At 72.5% G+C, this 17556-nt stretch carries 15 protein-coding genes; 7 read left to right on the top strand and 8 right to left on the bottom strand.

The genetic code is table 11. From position 1 onward, the window contains the following. Positions 1-76: 76 nt before the first annotated feature. The 5 genes from ACX9I7_RS02800 to ACX9I7_RS02780 all read right to left on the bottom strand — a co-directional run bounded on the left by ACX9I7_RS02800 (position 77) and on the right by ACX9I7_RS02780 (position 6973). Positions 77-1015: a DUF4429 domain-containing protein gene (locus tag ACX9I7_RS02800; RefSeq protein ID WP_387574888.1), complete on the bottom strand. Its 939-nt coding sequence runs from the start codon at positions 1013-1015 to the stop codon at positions 77-79. A gap of 86 nt (positions 1016-1101) precedes the next feature. Next, on the bottom strand, positions 1102-2265 hold the full coding sequence (locus ACX9I7_RS02795) for an acyl-CoA dehydrogenase family protein (RefSeq protein ID WP_459386394.1): 1164 nt from the start codon (positions 2263-2265) through the stop codon (positions 1102-1104). A 9-nt stretch (positions 2266-2274) separates the two neighbouring features. Continuing rightward, entirely contained in the window at positions 2275-3213 is a 939-nt protein-coding gene (locus tag ACX9I7_RS02790) for a hydroxymethylglutaryl-CoA lyase (RefSeq protein ID WP_189452543.1), read from the bottom strand. Next, positions 3210-5333 (bottom strand): acetyl/propionyl/methylcrotonyl-CoA carboxylase subunit alpha, encoded by a 2124-nt coding sequence (locus tag ACX9I7_RS02785; RefSeq protein ID WP_387574886.1) that lies wholly within the window; start codon positions 5331-5333, stop codon positions 3210-3212. Before ACX9I7_RS02785 ends, ACX9I7_RS02790 begins: the two co-directional genes overlap by 4 nt. An 8-nt stretch (positions 5334-5341) precedes the next feature. Further along, on the bottom strand, positions 5342-6973 hold the full coding sequence (locus ACX9I7_RS02780; protein WP_189452538.1) for a carboxyl transferase domain-containing protein: 1632 nt from the start codon (positions 6971-6973) through the stop codon (positions 5342-5344). Positions 6974-7062: 89 nt separating this feature from the next. On the opposite strand from ACX9I7_RS02780, the gene ACX9I7_RS02775 reads away from it, so the two are divergent. The 4 genes from ACX9I7_RS02775 to ACX9I7_RS02760 all read left to right on the top strand — a co-directional run bounded on the left by ACX9I7_RS02775 (position 7063) and on the right by ACX9I7_RS02760 (position 10209). Beyond that, entirely contained in the window at positions 7063-7683 is a 621-nt protein-coding gene (locus ACX9I7_RS02775) for an SACE_7040 family transcriptional regulator (RefSeq protein WP_387574884.1), read from the top strand. Between the two features lie 113 nt (positions 7684-7796). After that, positions 7797-8954, top strand: a complete 1158-nt coding sequence (locus tag ACX9I7_RS02770) for an acyl-CoA dehydrogenase family protein (protein ID WP_459386380.1) — start codon at positions 7797-7799, stop codon at positions 8952-8954. Positions 8955-8998: 44 nt separating this feature from the next. Then, a complete protein-coding gene (gene tesB, locus ACX9I7_RS02765; protein WP_387574881.1) occupies positions 8999-9904 on the top strand; it encodes an acyl-CoA thioesterase II in 906 nt (301 codons plus the stop codon). 83 nt (positions 9905-9987) lie between these two features. Then, positions 9988-10209 carry a hypothetical protein gene (locus ACX9I7_RS02760; RefSeq protein ID WP_387574878.1) on the top strand — a complete coding sequence of 74 codons (222 nt, stop codon included), beginning with the start codon at positions 9988-9990 and terminating at the stop codon, positions 10207-10209. Positions 10210-10225: 16 nt separating this feature from the next. Here ACX9I7_RS02760 and ACX9I7_RS02755 read toward each other — a convergent pair whose 3' ends face one another. Both ACX9I7_RS02755 and ACX9I7_RS02750 read right to left on the bottom strand, forming a co-directional pair. Beyond that, positions 10226-11659, bottom strand: coding sequence for a serine hydrolase domain-containing protein (locus ACX9I7_RS02755; RefSeq protein WP_459386379.1), 1434 nt, complete (start codon positions 11657-11659; stop codon positions 10226-10228). Positions 11660-11719: 60 nt separating this feature from the next. Beyond that, the gene (locus tag ACX9I7_RS02750; protein WP_459386378.1) at positions 11720-12427 is read right to left on the bottom strand and encodes a hypothetical protein; all 708 of its coding nucleotides are present in this window, start codon (positions 12425-12427) and stop codon (positions 11720-11722) included. Positions 12428-12555: 128 nt separating this feature from the next. Between ACX9I7_RS02750 and ACX9I7_RS02745 the strand changes: the two genes are divergently transcribed. Beyond that, positions 12556-13191 carry a TetR/AcrR family transcriptional regulator gene (locus ACX9I7_RS02745; RefSeq protein WP_459386377.1) on the top strand — a complete coding sequence of 212 codons (636 nt, stop codon included), beginning with the start codon at positions 12556-12558 and terminating at the stop codon, positions 13189-13191. On the opposite strand, the gene ACX9I7_RS02740 is transcribed toward ACX9I7_RS02745, so the two are convergent. Then, entirely contained in the window at positions 13188-13976 is a 789-nt protein-coding gene (locus tag ACX9I7_RS02740; RefSeq protein WP_387574870.1) for a phosphatase, read from the bottom strand. The genes ACX9I7_RS02745 and ACX9I7_RS02740 overlap by 4 nt on opposite strands. Before the next feature lie 185 nt (positions 13977-14161). Here ACX9I7_RS02740 and speB point away from each other — a divergent pair, with 185 nt between their 5' ends. Both speB and kdpB read left to right on the top strand, forming a co-directional pair. Further along, a complete protein-coding gene (gene speB / locus ACX9I7_RS02735; protein ID WP_126914246.1) occupies positions 14162-15133 on the top strand; it encodes an agmatinase in 972 nt (323 codons plus the stop codon). Positions 15134-15339: 206 nt separating this feature from the next. Beyond that, complete coding sequence (gene kdpB / locus ACX9I7_RS02730) at positions 15340-17448, top strand: potassium-transporting ATPase subunit KdpB (RefSeq protein ID WP_387574868.1); 2109 nt, start codon at positions 15340-15342, stop codon at positions 17446-17448. The last annotated feature ends 108 nt before the right edge of the window (positions 17449-17556 follow it).

Here is a 17556-nt window from a genome sequence, read left to right as displayed (position 1 = left end):
TGAGGGCAAGACGAGTCTTTCGCAAGAATCCTGCCCGATTTCGGGCAGGAGTGCAGGGTGCGGAGCGGGAAAAAGGTTAGAAACGACGCAGGACGGCCTGTTTCGCTGCGGCGAACTCCTCGTCCGTGAGGATTCCCGCGTGACGCAGCTCACCCAGCTCGCGCAGCCGGCGCAGCAGGACGTCGTGATCGGCGGGGGCGGGGTCGCCCTGCTCCGGGGCGGCGGGCCCGGCCGGGGGCGCGCCCTCCGGGGCCTTCGAGAAGCCGAGGGCCGGGGCGCCCGCCGGTGTGACGGCGGACCGCGCGGCTCCGGCGGCGGAGGGGTGCGGCAGCCGGGCGGTCACGGCGGCGGCCACCAGCACCATCAGCGGGTCCTTCTTGAAGCCGTAGAGCTCGACGGCGTGCGGGTCGTGCTTGGGCGGCGCGTTCGTGGGCACCTGGGGGACGGTGAAGCGGAGGTAGCCGTTCTCCAGGCCGGCGGAGGGCTGCCACTCCACCGTGGCGATGTCGGCCACGGGCAGGACGCGCGTCCCCGCGGACTTCTTCCCCTCGGCGGTGACCCAGTTCCACTCCAGGCGGACCCGCTCGCCGTCGAAGGAGGCGGTGCCGTCCCCGGCGCTCACCGACAGCGGCACGGCGGGGCCCGGCAGCAGATAGCGGTCCGCAGGGCCGTCCGGCAGCCGCTCCAGCAGCAGGGCGTGGCGCACCTCGTCCACGAAGTACTCCGCGACGCCCGTACGGTCCTGCTCGACCGCGAGCTGATACGGATCCGCCGCCTCCGGAAGTCGGCCGCGGGCGGCCTGGGTCAGCGGGTCGGACCCGTCGCGCAGCCGCAGCCGGAGCCGCCCGCCCTTGCGGGCCGGCTCGAAGGCGACGCCCGCCACCGCGCCCAGCGGAACGGCGAGCTCACCCAGGGTCTGGCGCAGCGGATGAACTCCCCGCTCCCGGCCTGGCACGATGCGTATCGTGTCGCCGTCGAAGGTCCATGTCCCGTCCTTCTGGAGGATCTCTGCCATGGACGGAATTCTCGCAGGCGGGCCGGGGGCGCGGGGCGGGGAGCGGGAGCGTGACAGGGGTGGGCGCCGGGCGCCGGGGTCGGGCGTCAGGCGCCGGGCAGGCCCAGCTCGCGGGCGATGAGCATCCGCTGCACCTCGCTGGTGCCCTCGCCGATCTCCAGGATCTTGGAGTCCCGCCACATCCGGGCCACGGGGTACTCGTTCATAAAGCCGTAGCCGCCGTGGATCTGGGTGGCCTCGCGGGCGTTGGTGACCGCGATCTCGGAGGAGTAGAGCTTGGCCAGCGCCGCCTCCTTCTTGAACGGCTCGCCGTGGACCAGCCGGGACGCGGCGTCGCGCCAGGCGATCCGGGCCGTGTGGGCCCGCATCTCCATGTCGGCGATCTTGAACTGGATGGCCTGGTTGGCGCCGATCGGCCAGCCGAAGGCCTCCCGGGTCCGGGCGTAGCCGACGGACTCGTCGACACAGCCCTGGGCGAGCCCGGTGGCCAGCGCGGAGATCGCGATCCGGCCCTCGTCCAGTATCCGCAGGAACTGGGCGTAGCCGCGGCCCTGTTCGCCCAGCAGATTGGCGGCGGGCACCCGGACGTCGGAGAAGGACAGCTCCCGGGTGTCCGAGGCGTTCCAGCCGACCTTGGAGTAGGGGGCGGCGACGGTGAAGCCGGGGGTGCCGGACGGCACGATGATCGAGGAGATCAGCGGCTTGCCGTTCTCGGCGTGGCCGGTGACGGCGGTGACGGTGACCAGGCCGGTGATGTCGGTGCCGGAGTTGGTGATGAAGCACTTGGTGCCGTTGATCACCCATTCGTTCGTCGCCTCGTCGAGCCGGGCCGTGGTGCGGGTGGCCCCGGCGTCGGAGCCGCCGTCGGGCTCCGTCAGGCCGAACGCGCCCAGCATCTCGCCGGAACACAGCTTCGGCAGCCACTCGCGCTTCTGCTCCTCGGTGCCGAAGCGGAAGATGGGCATCGCGCCCAGCGAGACCCCGGCCTCCAGGGTGATCGCCACGGAGGAGTCCACCCGGGCGAGCTCCTCCAGGACCAGCCCGAGGGCCAGATAGTCCCCGCCCATGCCGCCGTACTCCTCGGGGAACGGCAGCCCGAACAGGCCCATGCGGCCCATCTCCCGCACGATCTCGTACGGGAACTCATGGCGCTCGTAGAAGTCGCCGATCTTCGGGGCGACGACCTCGTGGGCGAACTCCTCCACGGTGCGGCGGAGTTCCTCGTGCTCGGGGGAGAGGCGGTGGTCCAGCGACATGGCTCAGGGCTCCTGGTGGGAGAGGGCACGGACGGTGCGGGACGGGCTGGGTCGGCCCAGGTGGCCGGCCATCCAGACGCTGGTGGCGGTGAGACGGCCGAGATCGACCCCGGTGGCGATGCCGAGGCCGTCGAGCATCCACACGAGGTCTTCGGTGGCGAGGTTTCCGGTGGCGCTCTTGGCGTACGGGCAGCCGCCGAGCCCGCCGGCGGAGGCGTCGACCGTGGTCACGCCCTGGCGGAGGGCGGCGAGGGTGTTGGCGAGCGCCTGCCCGTAGGTGTCGTGGAAGTGCACGGCGAGCCGGTCGACCGGCACACCCGCCTCGTGGAGAGCGGTGAGCAGCGCCGTGACATGGCCGGGCGTGGCGACGCCGATGGTGTCGCCGAGGCTCAGCTCGTCACAGCCCAGGTCGAGGAGGCGACGGCTGACCCGGACGGTCTGCTCCAGGGGGACGGCCCCCTCCCAGGGGTCGCCGAAGCACATGGAGAGATAGCCGCGCACCCGCAGCCCCGCCTCCCGGGCCGTCGCCACGACGGGAGCGAACATCTCCAGCGACTCGTCGACGGAGCGGTTGAGATTGGCCCGGGCGAAGGACTCGGTGGCGCTGCCGAAGACGGCGATCTCCCGGGCGCCGAGGGCGAGGGCGCGGTCGAGCCCCCGCCGGTTGGGCACGAGCACGGGGAGCCGGGCGGGGACGCCGTCGAGCAGCGGCAGCAGCTCCTCGGCGTCGGCGAGCTGGGGCACCCACTTGGGGTGGACGAAGCTCGTCGCCTCGACGGTGTCCAGGCCGGCGGCGGCCAGCCGGCGGATGAACTCCGCCTTGACCTCGGTCGGGACGGTCGTCTTCTCGTTCTGCAGACCGTCGCGGGGGCCCACCTCGTGGATCCGCACCCGGGTGGGGAGGGCGGGGTCGGGGAAGGCCATGGGCAGTCCGTCGATCATGACTCCTCCACGGGCGCGACCGGGGTGACGACGGCCAGGACCTGGTCCATCGCCACGGTGCTGCCGGGCGTCACGTCGAGCTCGGTGACGGTGCCGGCGTGGGGGGCGGCGATGACGTGCTCCATCTTCATCGCCTCGACGACGAGGAGGCTCTGACCGGCCTCGACCTCATCGCCCACGGCGGCCTTGACGACGGTGACCGTGCCGGGCATGGGGGCGGTGAGCGTGCCGGCGTGGGCCCCGGCGCCGCCGCCGGTGAGTGCGGCGAGGACGGGGTCGTACGGCACGAGGTGCCAGGTGTCGCCCTGGTGGGCGAGCCAAGTGCCCTGCGGGCCGGCGGCGAAGACGAAGCGGTGGGTCAGGCCGTCGAGCTCGACAGCGGCCTGTTCCCCGATCCCGCCTCTTCGGGGGGGCGCGGCTTCCGGGGGCGGGCCTCCGGATCCCCTGGAGGGCAGCAGTTTCGCGCCGCGGGGGACGGGGCCCGGCTGCTGGATGCCGTCGGCGGCGTGCCGCGCCGCCGAGGTGTCGCTCAGCAGGAACTCCGTGCCCGCCGCGGTGTCGCGCACGCGGACCGTGACCGGGGCGTGGCCCGGGACGCGGAAGTGATGGGGCGTCCAGGCGGCCTCGCCGCCGAGGCGCCAGCCGCTCGGCACCGAGAACGGGTCCACCCAGGTGGGGGCTCCGGTGGGGGACAGCTCCCGCCGGCGCAGCAGCCCACCCGCCACGTACGCCTCCTCCGGCACCTCCGCCGGAACGAGCGTCGCCGCGTCCCGGTCGACCAGGCCCGTGTCGAGGTCGCCCGAGACGACGGAAGGGTGCGCCAGCAGCCGTCGCAGGAAGCCCACGTTCGTGTCGACGCCCAGGACGACCGTCTCCGCGAGGGCGGCCCGCAGGCGGCGCAGCGCCGTGGCCCGGTCCGGGCCGTGGGCGATCACCTTCGCGAGCATGGGGTCGTACGACGTGCCGACCTCCGCGCCCGCCACGAGCCCGGAGTCCACCCGGATCCCCTCGCCCGACGGCTCGCGCAGCGCCAGGACCGTGCCCGCCGAGGGCAGGAAGTCGACGCGGTCGCCGCTCACCCGGGCGGTCTCGGCGCAGACGCGCGCCTCCACCGCGTGCCCCGTGAGCGTCACGTCCTCCTGGGCGAAGCCCAGCCGCTCGCCGGCCGCGACCCGGATCTGCCACTCGACCAGGTCCAGCCCGGTGATCAGCTCCGTGACCGGGTGCTCGACCTGGAGGCGGGTGTTCATCTCCATGAAGTAGTACGAGGACGGATCGCCGCCCGGGACGATGAACTCGACCGTCCCCGCGCCGGTGTAGCCGCAGGAGCGCGCGGCCTGCGCGGCGGCCTCGCCCATCGCGGCGCGCGTGGCCTCGTCCAGCAGGACGCTGGGCGCCTCCTCGATGATCTTCTGGTGGCGGCGCTGGAGGGAGCACTCGCGCTCGCCCAGGTGGACGACGCCGCCGTGGCCGTCGGCCAGCACCTGGATCTCGATGTGCCGGGGGCGGTCGATCCAGCGTTCCACGAGCAGGGTGTCGTCGCCGAACGACCCGCGCGCCTCGCGCCGCGCGGCGGCGATCTCCTCGCCGAGCAGCGCCGCGTCGCGCACCAGCCGCATGCCCTTGCCGCCGCCGCCCGCGGACGGCTTCAGCAGGACCGGCATCCCGATCTCGTGCGCCGCGTCGGCCAGTTCGGCGTCCGTCAGGCCGCTGCCCGTCGAGCCCGGCACGACGGGCACACCCGCCGCCCGGACCGTCTCCTTCGCCCGGATCTTGTCGCCCATCAGCTCGATCGCCCCGGAGGGCGGGCCGATGAAGACGAGCCCCGCGTCCGCGCAGGCGCGGGCGAAGGCGGCGTTCTCCGCGAGGAAGCCGTAGCCGGGGTGGACGGCCTGCGCGCCGGTGCGGGCGGCGGCGTCCAGCAGGCGCTCCACGGACAGATAGCTCTCCGTGGCGGCCGCGGGGCCGATGCGCACGGCGGTGTCGGCCTCGCGGACGTGCCGGGCCTCGGCGTCGGCGTCGCTGAAGACGGCGACGGACCGGATGCCGAGCGCGCGCAGCGTACGGATGACGCGTACGGCGATCTCGCCCCGGTTGGCGACAAGGACTGTCTCGAACATGCTCCGCCTCACATCCGGAAGACGCCGTAGCCGGGCGCCGCGCCGTCCCTGGCGGGAAGCGGGGCGTTGGCACAGGCGGTCAGGGCCAGGCCCAGCACCTGCCGGGTCTCCAGGGGGTCGATGACTCCGTCGTCCCACAGCCGGGCGGTCGCGTAGTAGGCGTTGCCCTGGGTGTCGTACTGCTCGCGGATCGGCGCCCGGAAGGACTCCTCGTCCTCCGCGCTCCACTCCTCGCCGCGCGCCTCCAGCTGGTCGCGCTTGACGGTGGCGAGCACGGACGCCGCCTGCTCGCCGCCCATCACGGAGATCTTCGCGTTGGGCCACATCCACAGGAAGCGGGGCGAGTAGGCCCGGCCGCACATGGAGTAGTTGCCCGCGCCGTACGAGCCGCCTATGACGACCGTGAGCTTCGGGACGCGGGTGCAGGCGACGGCCGTGACCATCTTGGCGCCGTGCTTGGCGATGCCGCCCGCCTCGTACTGCCGGCCCACCATGAAGCCGGAGATGTTCTGGAGGAAGAGCAGGGGAATGCCGCGCTGGTCGCACAGCTCGATGAAGTGGGCGCCCTTCTGGGCGGATTCGGAGAAGAGGATGCCGTTGTTGGCGACGATGCCCACCGGGTGGCCGTGGATCCGGGCGAAGCCCGTCACCAGCGTCTGCCCGAACTCCGCCTTGAACTCGGCGAATCGCGAGCCGTCGACGATCCGGGCGATGACCTCGCGGACGTCGTACGGGGTGCGGGAATCCACCGGGACCGCGCCGTAGAGGCCCGCCGGGTCGGCCTTGGGCTCCTCTACGGGCTCCACCGGCCACGGCGGGGCGCCGCGCTCGGGGAGCGTCGAGACGATCGTCCGGACGATGCGCAGGGCGTGCTCGTCGTTCTCGGCGAGGTGGTCGGTGACGCCCGACACCTTCGAGTGGACCTCGCCGCCGCCCAGCTCCTCGGCGGTGACGACCTCGCCCGTCGCGGCCTTCACCAGCGGCGGGCCGCCCAGGAAGATCGTGCCCTGGCCGCGCACGATCACGGCTTCGTCGCTCATCGCCGGGACGTAGGCGCCGCCGGCCGTGCAGGAGCCGAGGACCGCCGCGATCTGCGGGATGCCGGCGCCGGACATCCGGGCCTGGTTGTAGAAGATCCGGCCGAAGTGCTCGCGGTCGGGGAAGACCTCGTCCTGCATGGGCAGGAAGGCGCCGCCGGAGTCGACCAGGTACAGGCACGGGAGCCTGTTCTCCAGGGCGATCTCCTGGGCGCGCAGATGCTTCTTGACGGTCATCGGGTAGTACGTGCCGCCCTTGACCGTGGCGTCGTTGGCGACGATCACCGTCTCGCGGCCGGAGACCCGGCCGATGCCCGCGATCACGCCGGCGGCCGGGGCGGCCCCGCCGTACATCCCCTCGGCGGCCAGCGGGGCGATCTCCAGGAAGGGCGAGCCGGGGTCGAGCAGGGCGTCGACGCGGTCGCGCGGCAGCAGCTTCCCGCGCGCGGTGTGCCGCGCGCGGGCCTTCTCGCCGCCGCCCAGCCGCGCGGTGGCGAGCCTGCCGCGCAACTCCGCCGTCAGCTCGCGATGAGCGGCCTCGTTGGCCCGCCAGGCGTCGGACGCCGGATCGGCGGCGCTCCCCAGCACCGGTGCCTGCTGCATGGACTCGAGCTCCCTTGCTCGGTTAATGAGCGTTAACACAGTGCCTTCAGGTTAACGACCATTAACGCCCGCTGTCTAGAATTACCTTCGTGAAAGACGCTGTGAGCACCCCCCGGCAGGCCCCGGCCCCCCTCTCCCGCCGCGAGCAGATCCTGCGGGAGGCCGCCCGGCTCTTCGCCGAGCGCGGCTTCCACGGCGTGGGCGTGGACGAGATAGGGGCGGCGGTCGGCATCAGCGGCCCCGGGCTCTACCGCCACTTCGCCGGCAAGGACGCGATGCTCGCCGAGCTGCTGGTGGGCATCAGCGGGCGGCTCCTCACGGGCGGCCGGCGGCGCGTCGCCGAGGCCGCGGAGGCGGGCGCGGACCCGGCCGAGGTGCTGGACTCGCTCATCGACGGTCACATCGACTTCGCCCTGGACGACCGGGCGCTGATCATCCTCCACGACCGGGAGCTCGGCCAGCTCCGCGACAGCGACCGCAAGCTGGTGCGCTCCCTCCAGCGCCAGTACGTGGAGCTGTGGGTCGACGTCGTCCGCCGGCTCCACCCCGGCACCCTGGAGGTCGAGGTCCGGGCCGCCGTCCACGCCGTCTTCGGCCTGCTCAACTCCACCCCCCACCTCGGCCGCCCCGGCGCCCTCCCCGCCCGCACGGCCATGGCCGCGCTGCTGCGCCGCCTGGCGCTCGGCGCGCTCGGCTCCCTGGCGGGCTGACGAGCACATCTGGACAGCCTTGGTGACCGGCCGGTAGCTTCCGCTGAGCAAGCGCTTATACAGCGAGCGCCGCCACCGGCGAGCGCTGCCACAGCCCGAGCGGGGAGGCCGCTGTGCGACGCACTGTCTTCACCGAGGACCACGAGGCCTTCCGGCGGACGATCCGCGACGTCATCGCCGCCGAGGTGGTGCCGCACTACGACGAGTGGCGCGCCGCCGGGGCCGTCCCCCGCGCGTTCTACAAGAGGCTCGGCGAGCTCGGCGTCTTCGGCATCGAGGTCCCCGAGGAGTACGGCGGCGCGGGCCAGCGCTCGTTCAAGTTCCAGGCCGTCGTCACCGAGGAGTGCGCGCGTGCGGGCGTCAGCTTCGGTGCCGCCGGCGCCCACACCGCCCTCTGCCTGCCCTACCTCCTGACGTACGGCACGGAGGAGCAGAAGCGGCGCTGGCTGCCCGGCTTCGTCTCCGGCGAGCTGATGACCGCCATCGCCATGACCGAGCCCGGCACCGGCTCCGACCTGGCCGGGATGCGCACCACGGCCCGGCTCTCCGAGGACGGCACCCACTACGTCCTCAACGGCGCCAAGACCTTCATCACCAGCGGCGTCCAGGCCGACCGGGTGCTCGTCTGCGCCCGTACGGCCCCGGCCACCGCCGAGGACCGGCGCGGCGGCATCTCCCTCCTCGTCGTGGACACCTCCTCGGAGGGCTACGCCGTCGGCCGCACGCTGGAGAAGCTCGGCCTGAAGGTCTCCGACACCGCCGAACTCTCCTTCACCGACGTCAAGGTGCCCGTCACGGACCTCCTCGGCGAGGAGGGCGCGGCCTTCGGCTACCTCACCCACAACCTCCCGCAGGAACGGCTCGGCATCGCCGTCGGCGCGTACGCCCAGGCGGCCGCCGCCGTCGCCTTCGCCACGGAGTACGTCCGCGACCGCACGGTCTTCGGGCGGTCGGTGGCCTCGTTCCAGAACACCAAGTTCGTCCTGGCCGACTGCCGTTCCGAGGTGGACGCGATGCAGGCGGTCGTCGACCGGGCCCTGGAGGCGCACGACGCGGGCGAGCTGACCGCCGCCGACGCCGCCTCCGCCAAGCTCTTCACCACCGAGCGGGCGGCCGTCGTCGTCGACAAGTGCCTCCAGCTCCACGGCGGTTACGGCTACATGATGGAGTACCCCATCGCCCGCCTGTACGCGGACACCCGCGTCACCCGCATCTACGGCGGCACGAGCGAGGTCATGCGCTCGATCATCGCCAAGTCGATGGGCCTGTAGGGCCCGCCGCGACAGCACGGACACCCGTTAAGGACCACCGGCACATGAACGAACCCCTCACCACCGAGCCCCCCACCCCCCTCGACGAACTCCTCGGCCTGCTCGACCTCGAGCGGATCGAGGAGGACATCTTCCGCGGCACCACCTCCCGGCCCGTCCTCGTGCCGCGCGTCTTCGGCGGCCAGGTCGCCGCGCAGGCGCTGGTCGCCGCGGGACGTACCGTCCCGGCCGACCGGCACGCCCACTCCCTGCACTCCTACTTCCTGCGCCCCGGCGACCCCGCGGTGCCCATCGTCTACACCGTGGACCGCATCCGCGACGGCCACTCCTTCACGACCCGCCGCGTCGTCGCCGTCCAGCACGGGCAGCCGATCTTCCACCTCTCCGCGTCCTTCCAGACGCACGAGGAGGGGCTGGAGCACCAGGAGCCGATGCCGTCGGCGCCGGACCCGCTGACCCTCCCCACGGCCGCCGAGATGCTGCCGCACTATGCCCATCACCTGGGCGGCCAGGACGTCGTCGAGCGCATCCTGGAGGCGCGCGGGGCGGTCGACCTGCGCTACGCGGAGGAGCCGACGTTCGCCCGCGTGGGCGAGCCGCGCGAGCCCAAGTCGCAGGTTTGGTTCCGGACGAACGGCAAACTGGCGGACGATCCACTGCTGCACATCTGCCTGGCCACGTACGTCTCCGACATGACGCTCCTGGACTCGGTGCTGCTCGCCCACGGGCGCGGCGGCTGGGCCATCGGCGACGTCGTCGGCGCGAGCCTGGACCACGCCATGTGGTTCCACCGCCCCTTCCGCGCCGACGAATGGCTGCTCTACGACCAGGAGAGCCCCACCTCCCAGGGCGGCCGGGGGCTGGCGAGGGGGCGGATCTTCACCCAGGACGGGCGGCTGGCGGTGTCGGTGATCCAGGAGGGGCTGATACGCGTCCCGCGCGGTCGATAGGCGGATGACCCGCCCTTTACCCTCGTGAGACCGATCCGCAAGCGATCCACCGGGGGGATCCCATGCCGCGCACGAACACACCCATGCCCAGTGTCGTACGGGCGCTCTTGATAACCACGGGTGTCCTCGTCATCGGCGCCGGCGTGGTGCTGCTGTTCGTCTGGCACACCCACATCGTCGACCGCACCGGCGCGTACCGGCTGATGGCGGGGCTCGCCCTGCGGGCCACGGAGGCCGCCGTGCTCTACGGCGGCTCCTGGCTGGTCGTCCGCGGCTGGAACGGCGGGCCCCGGCCCCGGACCTAGTCCGGGCGGCCCGCCGTCAGGCCGTGGACTTCGCCGTGGCGCGCACGCCGAAGTGGACGTAGCGGCTGCCGTCGGCCAGCGCGTAGAAGACCACCGGGATCCAGCCGTCCTTCTCGTTGCGGCGGCCGGCGAAGACCGTCCTCGACGGGGTGTCCGAGACCGGGGTCAGGTTCCAGACGAGGGGGTCGAAGGTGCCCGCCAGGCCGTCGGCGCCCTCGTACGTCAGCCGGAGGACGCCCTCGCCGGAGGGGTCTTCGCCAAAGGGGCGGTCGGCGATGGTCATGAGGAAGCCCTCGCGCTTGTACGTGCCGGTGAACGGGGCGGTGTTCACCACCGGGGGCTCCTCGGGCGGCCCGAACGCCGGCATGGAGATCCCGGCGAGCTCGGCGGTCAGTTCGCGGCAGAGCGTCTCGTAGACCTTGGGCGCGGCGCTGCCGCCGTTGGTCAGGAGGGCCACGGCGAGGCCCTTCTCGGGGATGGCGCGCAGGTAGGCGAGCTGCCCGAACGTGCTGCCGTCATGGCCGAAGCCGCGCGCGCCGTCCCACTCGAACAGGCCCCAGCCCAGGCCCCAGTGGGCGCCGAGGAACCACTCGTCGGGCATCGCGACCTCGCGGTTCAGCATGGCCTCCACGGCGGCGGACGAGAGCACCCGCGTCCCGTCCGGTGCCGTGCCGCCGTCGACGAACAGCCGGGCGAACCGCACCACGTCGGCGGCGGTGGCGCTGATCCCGCCGTAGGGGCCGGCGGAGCGGGGCAGCATGTTCCACAGCGGGGTGGGGACCGGGTCCTCGCCGGGCTCGCCCATGTGCCCCATCGCCGCGCGGAAGCGCAGCACTTCCTCGGGGAGGGTCATGGTGCGGTCGAGCCCGAGCGGGTCGAGGAGCAGCTCCTTGAGCGCCTCGTCCCAGGTCTTGCCGGTGACGACCTCGACGATCCGGCCGAGGACGTTGTAGCCGGTGCTGGAGTACGACATGGTGGCGCCGGGCGGGTTGGTCATGCCGACGTTCCGCGCGCTTTCGACATAGCGGGCCAGGCAGTCGTCGCCGCGGCCCGTGTCGTTGACGTGGTCGCCCTCGATGCCGCTGGTGTGGTTGAGCAGCTGGCGCGGTGTGACCGTACGGGACGCCTCCGCGTCGGCGACGGCGAAGTCCGGCAGGACGTCCACGACGGGCGCGTCCAGGTCGAGCTTTCCGGTGTCGGCGAGCAGCACCGCGAGCGCGGCGGTGTAGCCCTTGCTGACCGAGCCGATCTGGAAGACCGAGTCCGTGGTCGTCCCGACGCCGGTCCCGGTGTGCAGGATGCCGCTCGCCAGCTCGTGGATCTCCCCGTCGGCGAGGACGGCCAGTGCGGCGCCGGGGACGTGGTGGGCGGCCAGGAGCTCGTCGAGCCGGGCCTGCCAGCGGGCGGTGTCGAAGGGCTTCGGCACTTCAAGGTGCGCGTTCCCGGACATGCGGTTTTCCCCCAGTGGTGGTCAAGTGATGTGACAGGGCCCGTGACTGGTCGTCCGTGACTAGTCGGCCTGCCGCGGCCGCCTGCCCACGAACCCGGCCAGTTCGGCCATGGTCGTCCGCGGGGGCCGGCGGAGATCGCGGTCGGGGTGGATCAGACGGCTGCCCAGGGTCCGGACGAGGGCGCCGAGGACGAAGCCGTACACCGTCACCATGCCGTGCCCGTTGGACTGGGCGAGCCACATGCCCAGGCCGAGCACGGGTGCGGCGATCGCGAGGAGCACGTCCTTGCGCTCACGGCCGCGCAGCAGGAGGGCGGCGGCCAGGGTCGCGGCGAGGAAGTACGTCGCTCCCGAGCTCCCCGCGAAGTTCCGGGGATCGGTGCCGCCGCCGGTCTGGCCGAACAGCGCGTCGATGTGCTCCGGCAGCAGGATGCCCGCGGCGAACAGGCCCACCATCAGGGGCCCGCCCCAGAACCACTCCGCGAGGGCGGCGATGACGGCGAGGGTGGCGATGTTCCACGCCCCGCCGAGGAACCCGCCGTTCTGCATGAAGGTGGAGGTGATCACGCGCCACCAGCCCGACTTGCTCGGGTCGCTGTCGAAGGCGTCCATCGCCCCCGACCAGCAGAGCTGTGTCACGACTCCGGCGAGCGCGACCGCGGTCAGGGCGACCGCGGCCCAGGGGATCCGGCGCCGGCCCACGGTGTCCTGCCCGACGAGGGCCAGACCTCCGTTGAGCATCAGAACCATCAGTGCCGCAGTGGTCACGTTGAACAGCATCGCGCCCATCGCCACCAGCCCCCCTCGAACGCCGAATGTTTGTGCTGGACACGACATTAGCCGGGGAGACGGGCAGTTTCAAACACTGTTTGAAAATTGCCGCTAGGGTGATCCCCATGAAGCTGACCGCAGACCGGATCATCGACGCGGGCATGGCCGTCTTCGCCGAGTCCGGCTACCACGGGTTGTCCATGCGACAGGTGGCGGAGCGCCTCGGCGCGCACGCCGGGAGCCTCTACTACCACGTGCCCAGCAAGAGCGCGCTGCTCCAGCTGATGGCCGACCGGGTCGCCCGGCAGGCCTACGACGCGGGCAGCGCCGCGCTGGCCGCGCTGCCCGAGGGGGCGGGCTGGCAGGCCGGTATCGAGGCCCAGGCCGTGACGCTGCGGCGGAGCATCCGGCGGCACGCGGGCGGCGCGATCATGTTCGCCGACAGCCCGAAGATGCTCAGTGGCGGGGCGCTGTCGCTGATGGAGCGGCTGCTGCGCACCCTGAGCGACGCCGGTGTGCCCGACGAACACCTCATCGTCGCCGCCGACACCCTGCTCAGCCACGTCACCGGCTATGTGCTCCAGGAACAGAGCGAGCCGCCCGCCCTCCCCGTCACCGAGGAGGACGTCGTCGGCCTGCCCGAGCGCTTCCCCCTGACCCTGGCCGCCGCGGCCGCCTACGACCAGGAGGAGAAGTTCCTCCGGAGCGTACGGATGCTCTGCGCCGGGATCGCGACGCTGATCGAGCCGGACGACGCCTAGCCCTGCGGCAACCCCGCCGCGCTCAGCAGGTACGCCGTCATCGGCTCGTAGAAGCGCGGGTCGGCGACGTGGTCGTCCAGCGGCACCGCCACCTGGAGCGTGCCCTCCGCCTCGGCGAGGAACAGCGCCGGGTCGTTGCAGTCCGCGAAGCCCACCGCGTCGATGCCCTGCCCCGCCGCGCAGCCCGCCCAGCCGTGGTCGGCGACGACCAGGTCCGGCAGCGGGCGGCCCGCCTGCCGCAGCCCGTCGAGGATCGCTGCCATGGGCGCGGGGGAGTGGGTGTGCCAGAGCGTCGCCCCGCGTTCGAAGACGGCCACGTCGGCGACCTGGTACACCGAGCCCTCGTCCGCGCGCAGCCCGCTGGGGATCGCGACGATCTCGCAGCCCGCCGCCCGCAGCGCGGCCGCCGTCGTGCGGTGGACGTCCAGCAGCCCGCCCGGGTGGCCGGTGGCGAACAGCACCCGCTGCCGCCCCTCCGCCGCCTTCCGTAGGAACGCGGCCATCCGCTCCAGCGCGGCCACGGTCAGCCGGGGGTCGATCGTGTCCTGGCCCATCCGGTGCTCGAGGTCGTCGTTGACGCCGCAGCGCTCCGCCATGACCGCCAGCACGTCCTGCTCGTCCGTCCAGCGGTCGCCGAACTCCAGCCCGAACCAGTAGTGCCGGTCGCCCTGGGCGAGCCTGCGGTAGTGATCGAGGTTGTTCTCGCGGGGGGTGGCGACATTCCCCGCGATACGCGTACGGACGAGGTGATCGATCAGTTCGGCGGGGCTGGGTGGTATCGGCATGGGCTCATTCTCCCCCGGGATGCGCGATGGACGCCGTGTCCATATGCAGAGGCCGGACCTTCAGTTCCGTACATGTGCGGAATCCGCCTCCCTGCCTACCCTCGGGTACGTCCAGACCGTCCGCTCCGACGTTGACGCGAACGTGACCCGTCGGCGCCCCGTCCGTGATCCGAGAGGCCCCCCGCATGAGCACCCCCGCCCCCCGTGAACCGCGCGGCCCCGTCGACTCCTCCCGCATCCCGCGCTACGCCGGCCCCGCCACCTTCGCCCGGCTGCCCCGCCTCGACGAGGTCGGCACCACCGACGTCGCCGTCGTCGGCGTGCCCTTCGACACCGGCGTCTCCTACCGGCCGGGCGCCCGCTTCGGCGGCAACGCCATCCGCGAGGCCTCGCGCCTGCTCCGCCCGTACAACCCGGCCCAGGACGCCTCGCCCTTCGCCCTCGCGCAGGTCGCGGACGCCGGTGACATCGCCGCGAACCCGTTCAACATCGACGAGGCCGTCGAGACCATCGAGGCCGCGGCCGACGACCTCCTGGGCACCGGCGCCCGCATGATGACCCTCGGCGGCGACCACACCATCGCGCTGCCGCTGCTGCGCTCGGTGGCCAAGAAGCACGGCCCCGTCGCCCTGCTCCACTTCGACGCCCACCTGGACACCTGGGACACCTACTTCGGCGCCGAGTACACCCACGGCACGCCGTTCCGCCGGGCCGTCGAGGAGGGCATCCTCGACACCTCCGCGCTCTCCCACGTCGGTACGCGCGGCCCGCTGTACGGCAAGAAGGACCTGACCGACGACGAGAAGATGGGCTTCGGCATCGTCACCTCGGCGGACGTCATGCGCCGCGGCGTCGACGAGATCGCCGACCAGCTGCGCCAGCGCGTCGGCGACCGCCCGCTGTACATCTCCATCGACATCGACGTCCTGGACCCGGCCCACGCGCCCGGCACCGGCACGCCGGAGGCGGGCGGCCTGACCTCCCGCGAGCTGCTGGAGATCATCCGCGGGCTGTCCTCCTGCAACCTCGTCTCCGCCGACCTGGTGGAGGTCGCCCCGGCCTACGACCACGCCGAGATCACCTCGGTCGCGGCGTCGCACGCGGCGTACGAGCTGACGACGATCATGTCGCGCCAGATCGCCGCCGCCCGCGGCTGACCCACCGGGGCCTTGCCTCGGACCTTGTCCTCGAACGCCGGACGGGCCGACAAAGTCGGCCCGTCCGGCGTTCGAGGCGTAAAGACCGCGTAAGTCCCGGCCCCGGGCGCGACAAGGGCGCGTAAGGGCACGGCCACGGTGTGTACCCGGACGGTTGGGTGAGGTGATCGTTCCACCTCGCCGACCCGTCGAAGGCCACTCCGCTGATGCTGTACCGCGCCCCCGAAAAGGCCGTCCGGAACCGCCACCGCCGCGTCGCCGGCGGTCTCGTCGACCCCAAGCAGCTCGTCGCCTGTCTCCCGGACGCCGTCCGCAAGCTCCACCCCCGGGTGATGGTCCGGCACCCCGTGCTGTTCGTCGTCGAGACCGGCTCCGTCCTCACCACGCTCTCCGCCGTCCTCGACCCGTCCGTCTTCACCTGGCTGATCAGCGTCTGGCTCTGGCTCACCGTCGTCTTCGCCAATCTCGCGGAGGCCGTCGCCGAGGGCCGGGGCAAGGCCCAGGCCGAGTCGCTGCGGCGCACCCGGGGCACCACCGCGGCCCGGCGGCTGCGCACCTGGAAGGTGAGCATGGACCGCCGGGACTGGGAGGAGGAGCGGGTCCCGGCCGCCGAACTGCGGCCCTACGACTTCGTGGTCGTCGAGGCCGGCGAGCTCGTGCCCGGTGACGGCGAGGTCGTCGACGGCGTCGCGGCCGTGGACGAGTCGGCGATCACCGGCGAGTCCGCGCCGGTGATCCGGGAGGCGGGCGGCGACCGGGCCGGCGTCACCGGCGGCACCACGGTGCTCTCCGACCGGATCGTCGTAAGGATCACCTCCCGCGCCGGCAACACCTTCCTCGACCGCATGATCGCCCTGGTCGAGGGCACCAGCCGGCAGAAGACCCCCAACGAGCTGGCGCTCAACATCCTGCTCGCCTCGCTCACCGTGATCTTCATCCTGGCGGTGGTGTCGCTCCAGCCCATGGCGAGCTGGGCGGGCGCCCCGCAGAGCATCACCGTCCTCGTCGCCCTGCTGGTCACCCTGATCCCCACGACCATCGGCGCGCTGCTCTCCGCCATCGGCATCGCCGGCATGGACCGGCTCGTCCAGCGCAACGTCATCGCGCTGTCGGGCCGGGCCGTCGAGGCGGCGGGCGACGTCAGCACCCTGCTGCTGGACAAGACCGGCACCATCACCCACGGCAACCGGCGGGCCGCCGCCTTCGTCCCCGTCAAGGGCATCGCCCACGAACTCCTCGCCGACGCCGCCCAGCTCTCCTCGCTCGCCGACGAGACCCCCGAGGGCCGCTCCATCGTCGAGCTCGCCGAGCAGTACGGGATCCGGCACCACAGCGGCGACTTCACCCACGGCCGGTTCGTGCCCTTCTCCGCGCAGACCCGGATGAGCGGGGTGGACTTCTCCTTCGACGGGGACTTCTGCCGCATCCGCAAGGGCGCCGGGAGCGCGGTCGCCGACTGGGTCGCCCGGCGCGGCGGGCACGTGCCCGAGGAGGCCCACTGGATCGCCGACTCCATCGCGGCCGAAGGCGGCACCCCCCTCCTGGTCGCGGTCGAGGACCCGGACGGCATCCGGGTACTGGGCGCCGTTCATTTGAAGGACGTCGTCAAACCCGGAATCGGCAAGAGATTCGCCGAACTCCGCGCCATGGGCATCAAGACCGTCATGGTGACCGGCGACAACCCGCGCACCGCCAAGGCCATCGCCGCCGAGGCCGGCGTCGACGACTTCATCGCCGAGGCCACCCCCGAGGACAAACTGGCCCGCATCCGCGCCGAGCAGGCGGGCGGCAACCTCGTCGCCATGACCGGCGACGGCACCAACGACGCCCCGGCGCTCGCCCAGGCCGACGTCGGCGTGGCCATGAACAGCGGCACCTCCGCCGCCAAGGAGGCCGGGAACATGGTCGACCTGGACTCCGACCCCACCAAGCTCATCGAGATCGTCGAGGTCGGCAAACAGCTGCTGATCACCCGAGGGGCGCTCACCACCTTCTCCATCTGCAACGACGTCGCCAAGTACTTCGCGATCGTCCCCGCCATGTTCGGCGGCGTGGCCGGCTACGAGGGCCTGGAGAAACTCAACGTCATGGGCCTCCACAGCCCGACCTCCGCCATCGCCTCCGCGATCATCTTCAACGCGCTCGTCATCGTCGCCCTCATCCCGCTCGCCCTGCGCGGCGTCCGCTACGCCCCCTCGTCCGCCCACGCGCTCCTCCGGCGCAACCTCGGCGTCTACGGCCTCGGCGGGCTCGTCGCCCCGTTCCTCGGCATCAAGCTCATCGATCTGCTGCTGCAGTTCGTTCCGGGCATGTGACGGGCGCGCGACGGGCGTGCGAGCCCGGAATTTTGTTGCGGCGGGATGAAATCCGCAGCCCAGAGCGTTGGGGCCTTCCGTCAGAACAGGGAGCGGGAGACAGCGGAG

Source organism: Streptomyces sp. L500 (assembly GCF_054551825.1).
Note: the sequence above shows the minus strand (reverse complement) of the source record. Positions and strands in the feature narration are given on the sequence as shown.

What these genes read in the sequence shown, in the direction of transcription:
- ACX9I7_RS02800 (WP_387574888.1), bottom strand. Translation starts at nt 1,015, where the DNA reads ATGGCAGAGATCCTCCAGAAGGACGGGACATGGACCTTCGACGGCGAC.
- ACX9I7_RS02790 (WP_189452543.1), bottom strand. Translation starts at nt 3,213, where the DNA reads ATGATCGACGGACTGCCCATGGCCTTCCCCGACCCCGCCCTCCCCACC.
- ACX9I7_RS02785 (WP_387574886.1), bottom strand. Translation starts at nt 5,333, where the DNA reads ATGTTCGAGACAGTCCTTGTCGCCAACCGGGGCGAGATCGCCGTACGC.
- ACX9I7_RS02780 (WP_189452538.1), bottom strand. Translation starts at nt 6,973, where the DNA reads ATGCAGCAGGCACCGGTGCTGGGGAGCGCCGCCGATCCGGCGTCCGAC.
- tesB (WP_387574881.1), top strand. Translation starts at nt 8,999, where the DNA reads ATGAACGAACCCCTCACCACCGAGCCCCCCACCCCCCTCGACGAACTC.
- ACX9I7_RS02760 (WP_387574878.1), top strand. Translation starts at nt 9,988, where the DNA reads ATGCCCAGTGTCGTACGGGCGCTCTTGATAACCACGGGTGTCCTCGTC.
- ACX9I7_RS02755 (WP_459386379.1), bottom strand. Translation starts at nt 11,659, where the DNA reads ATGTCCGGGAACGCGCACCTTGAAGTGCCGAAGCCCTTCGACACCGCC.
- ACX9I7_RS02745 (WP_459386377.1), top strand. Translation starts at nt 12,556, where the DNA reads ATGAAGCTGACCGCAGACCGGATCATCGACGCGGGCATGGCCGTCTTC.
- ACX9I7_RS02740 (WP_387574870.1), bottom strand. Translation starts at nt 13,976, where the DNA reads ATGCCGATACCACCCAGCCCCGCCGAACTGATCGATCACCTCGTCCGT.
- speB (WP_126914246.1), top strand. Translation starts at nt 14,162, where the DNA reads ATGAGCACCCCCGCCCCCCGTGAACCGCGCGGCCCCGTCGACTCCTCC.
- kdpB (WP_387574868.1), top strand. Translation starts at nt 15,340, where the DNA reads ATGCTGTACCGCGCCCCCGAAAAGGCCGTCCGGAACCGCCACCGCCGC.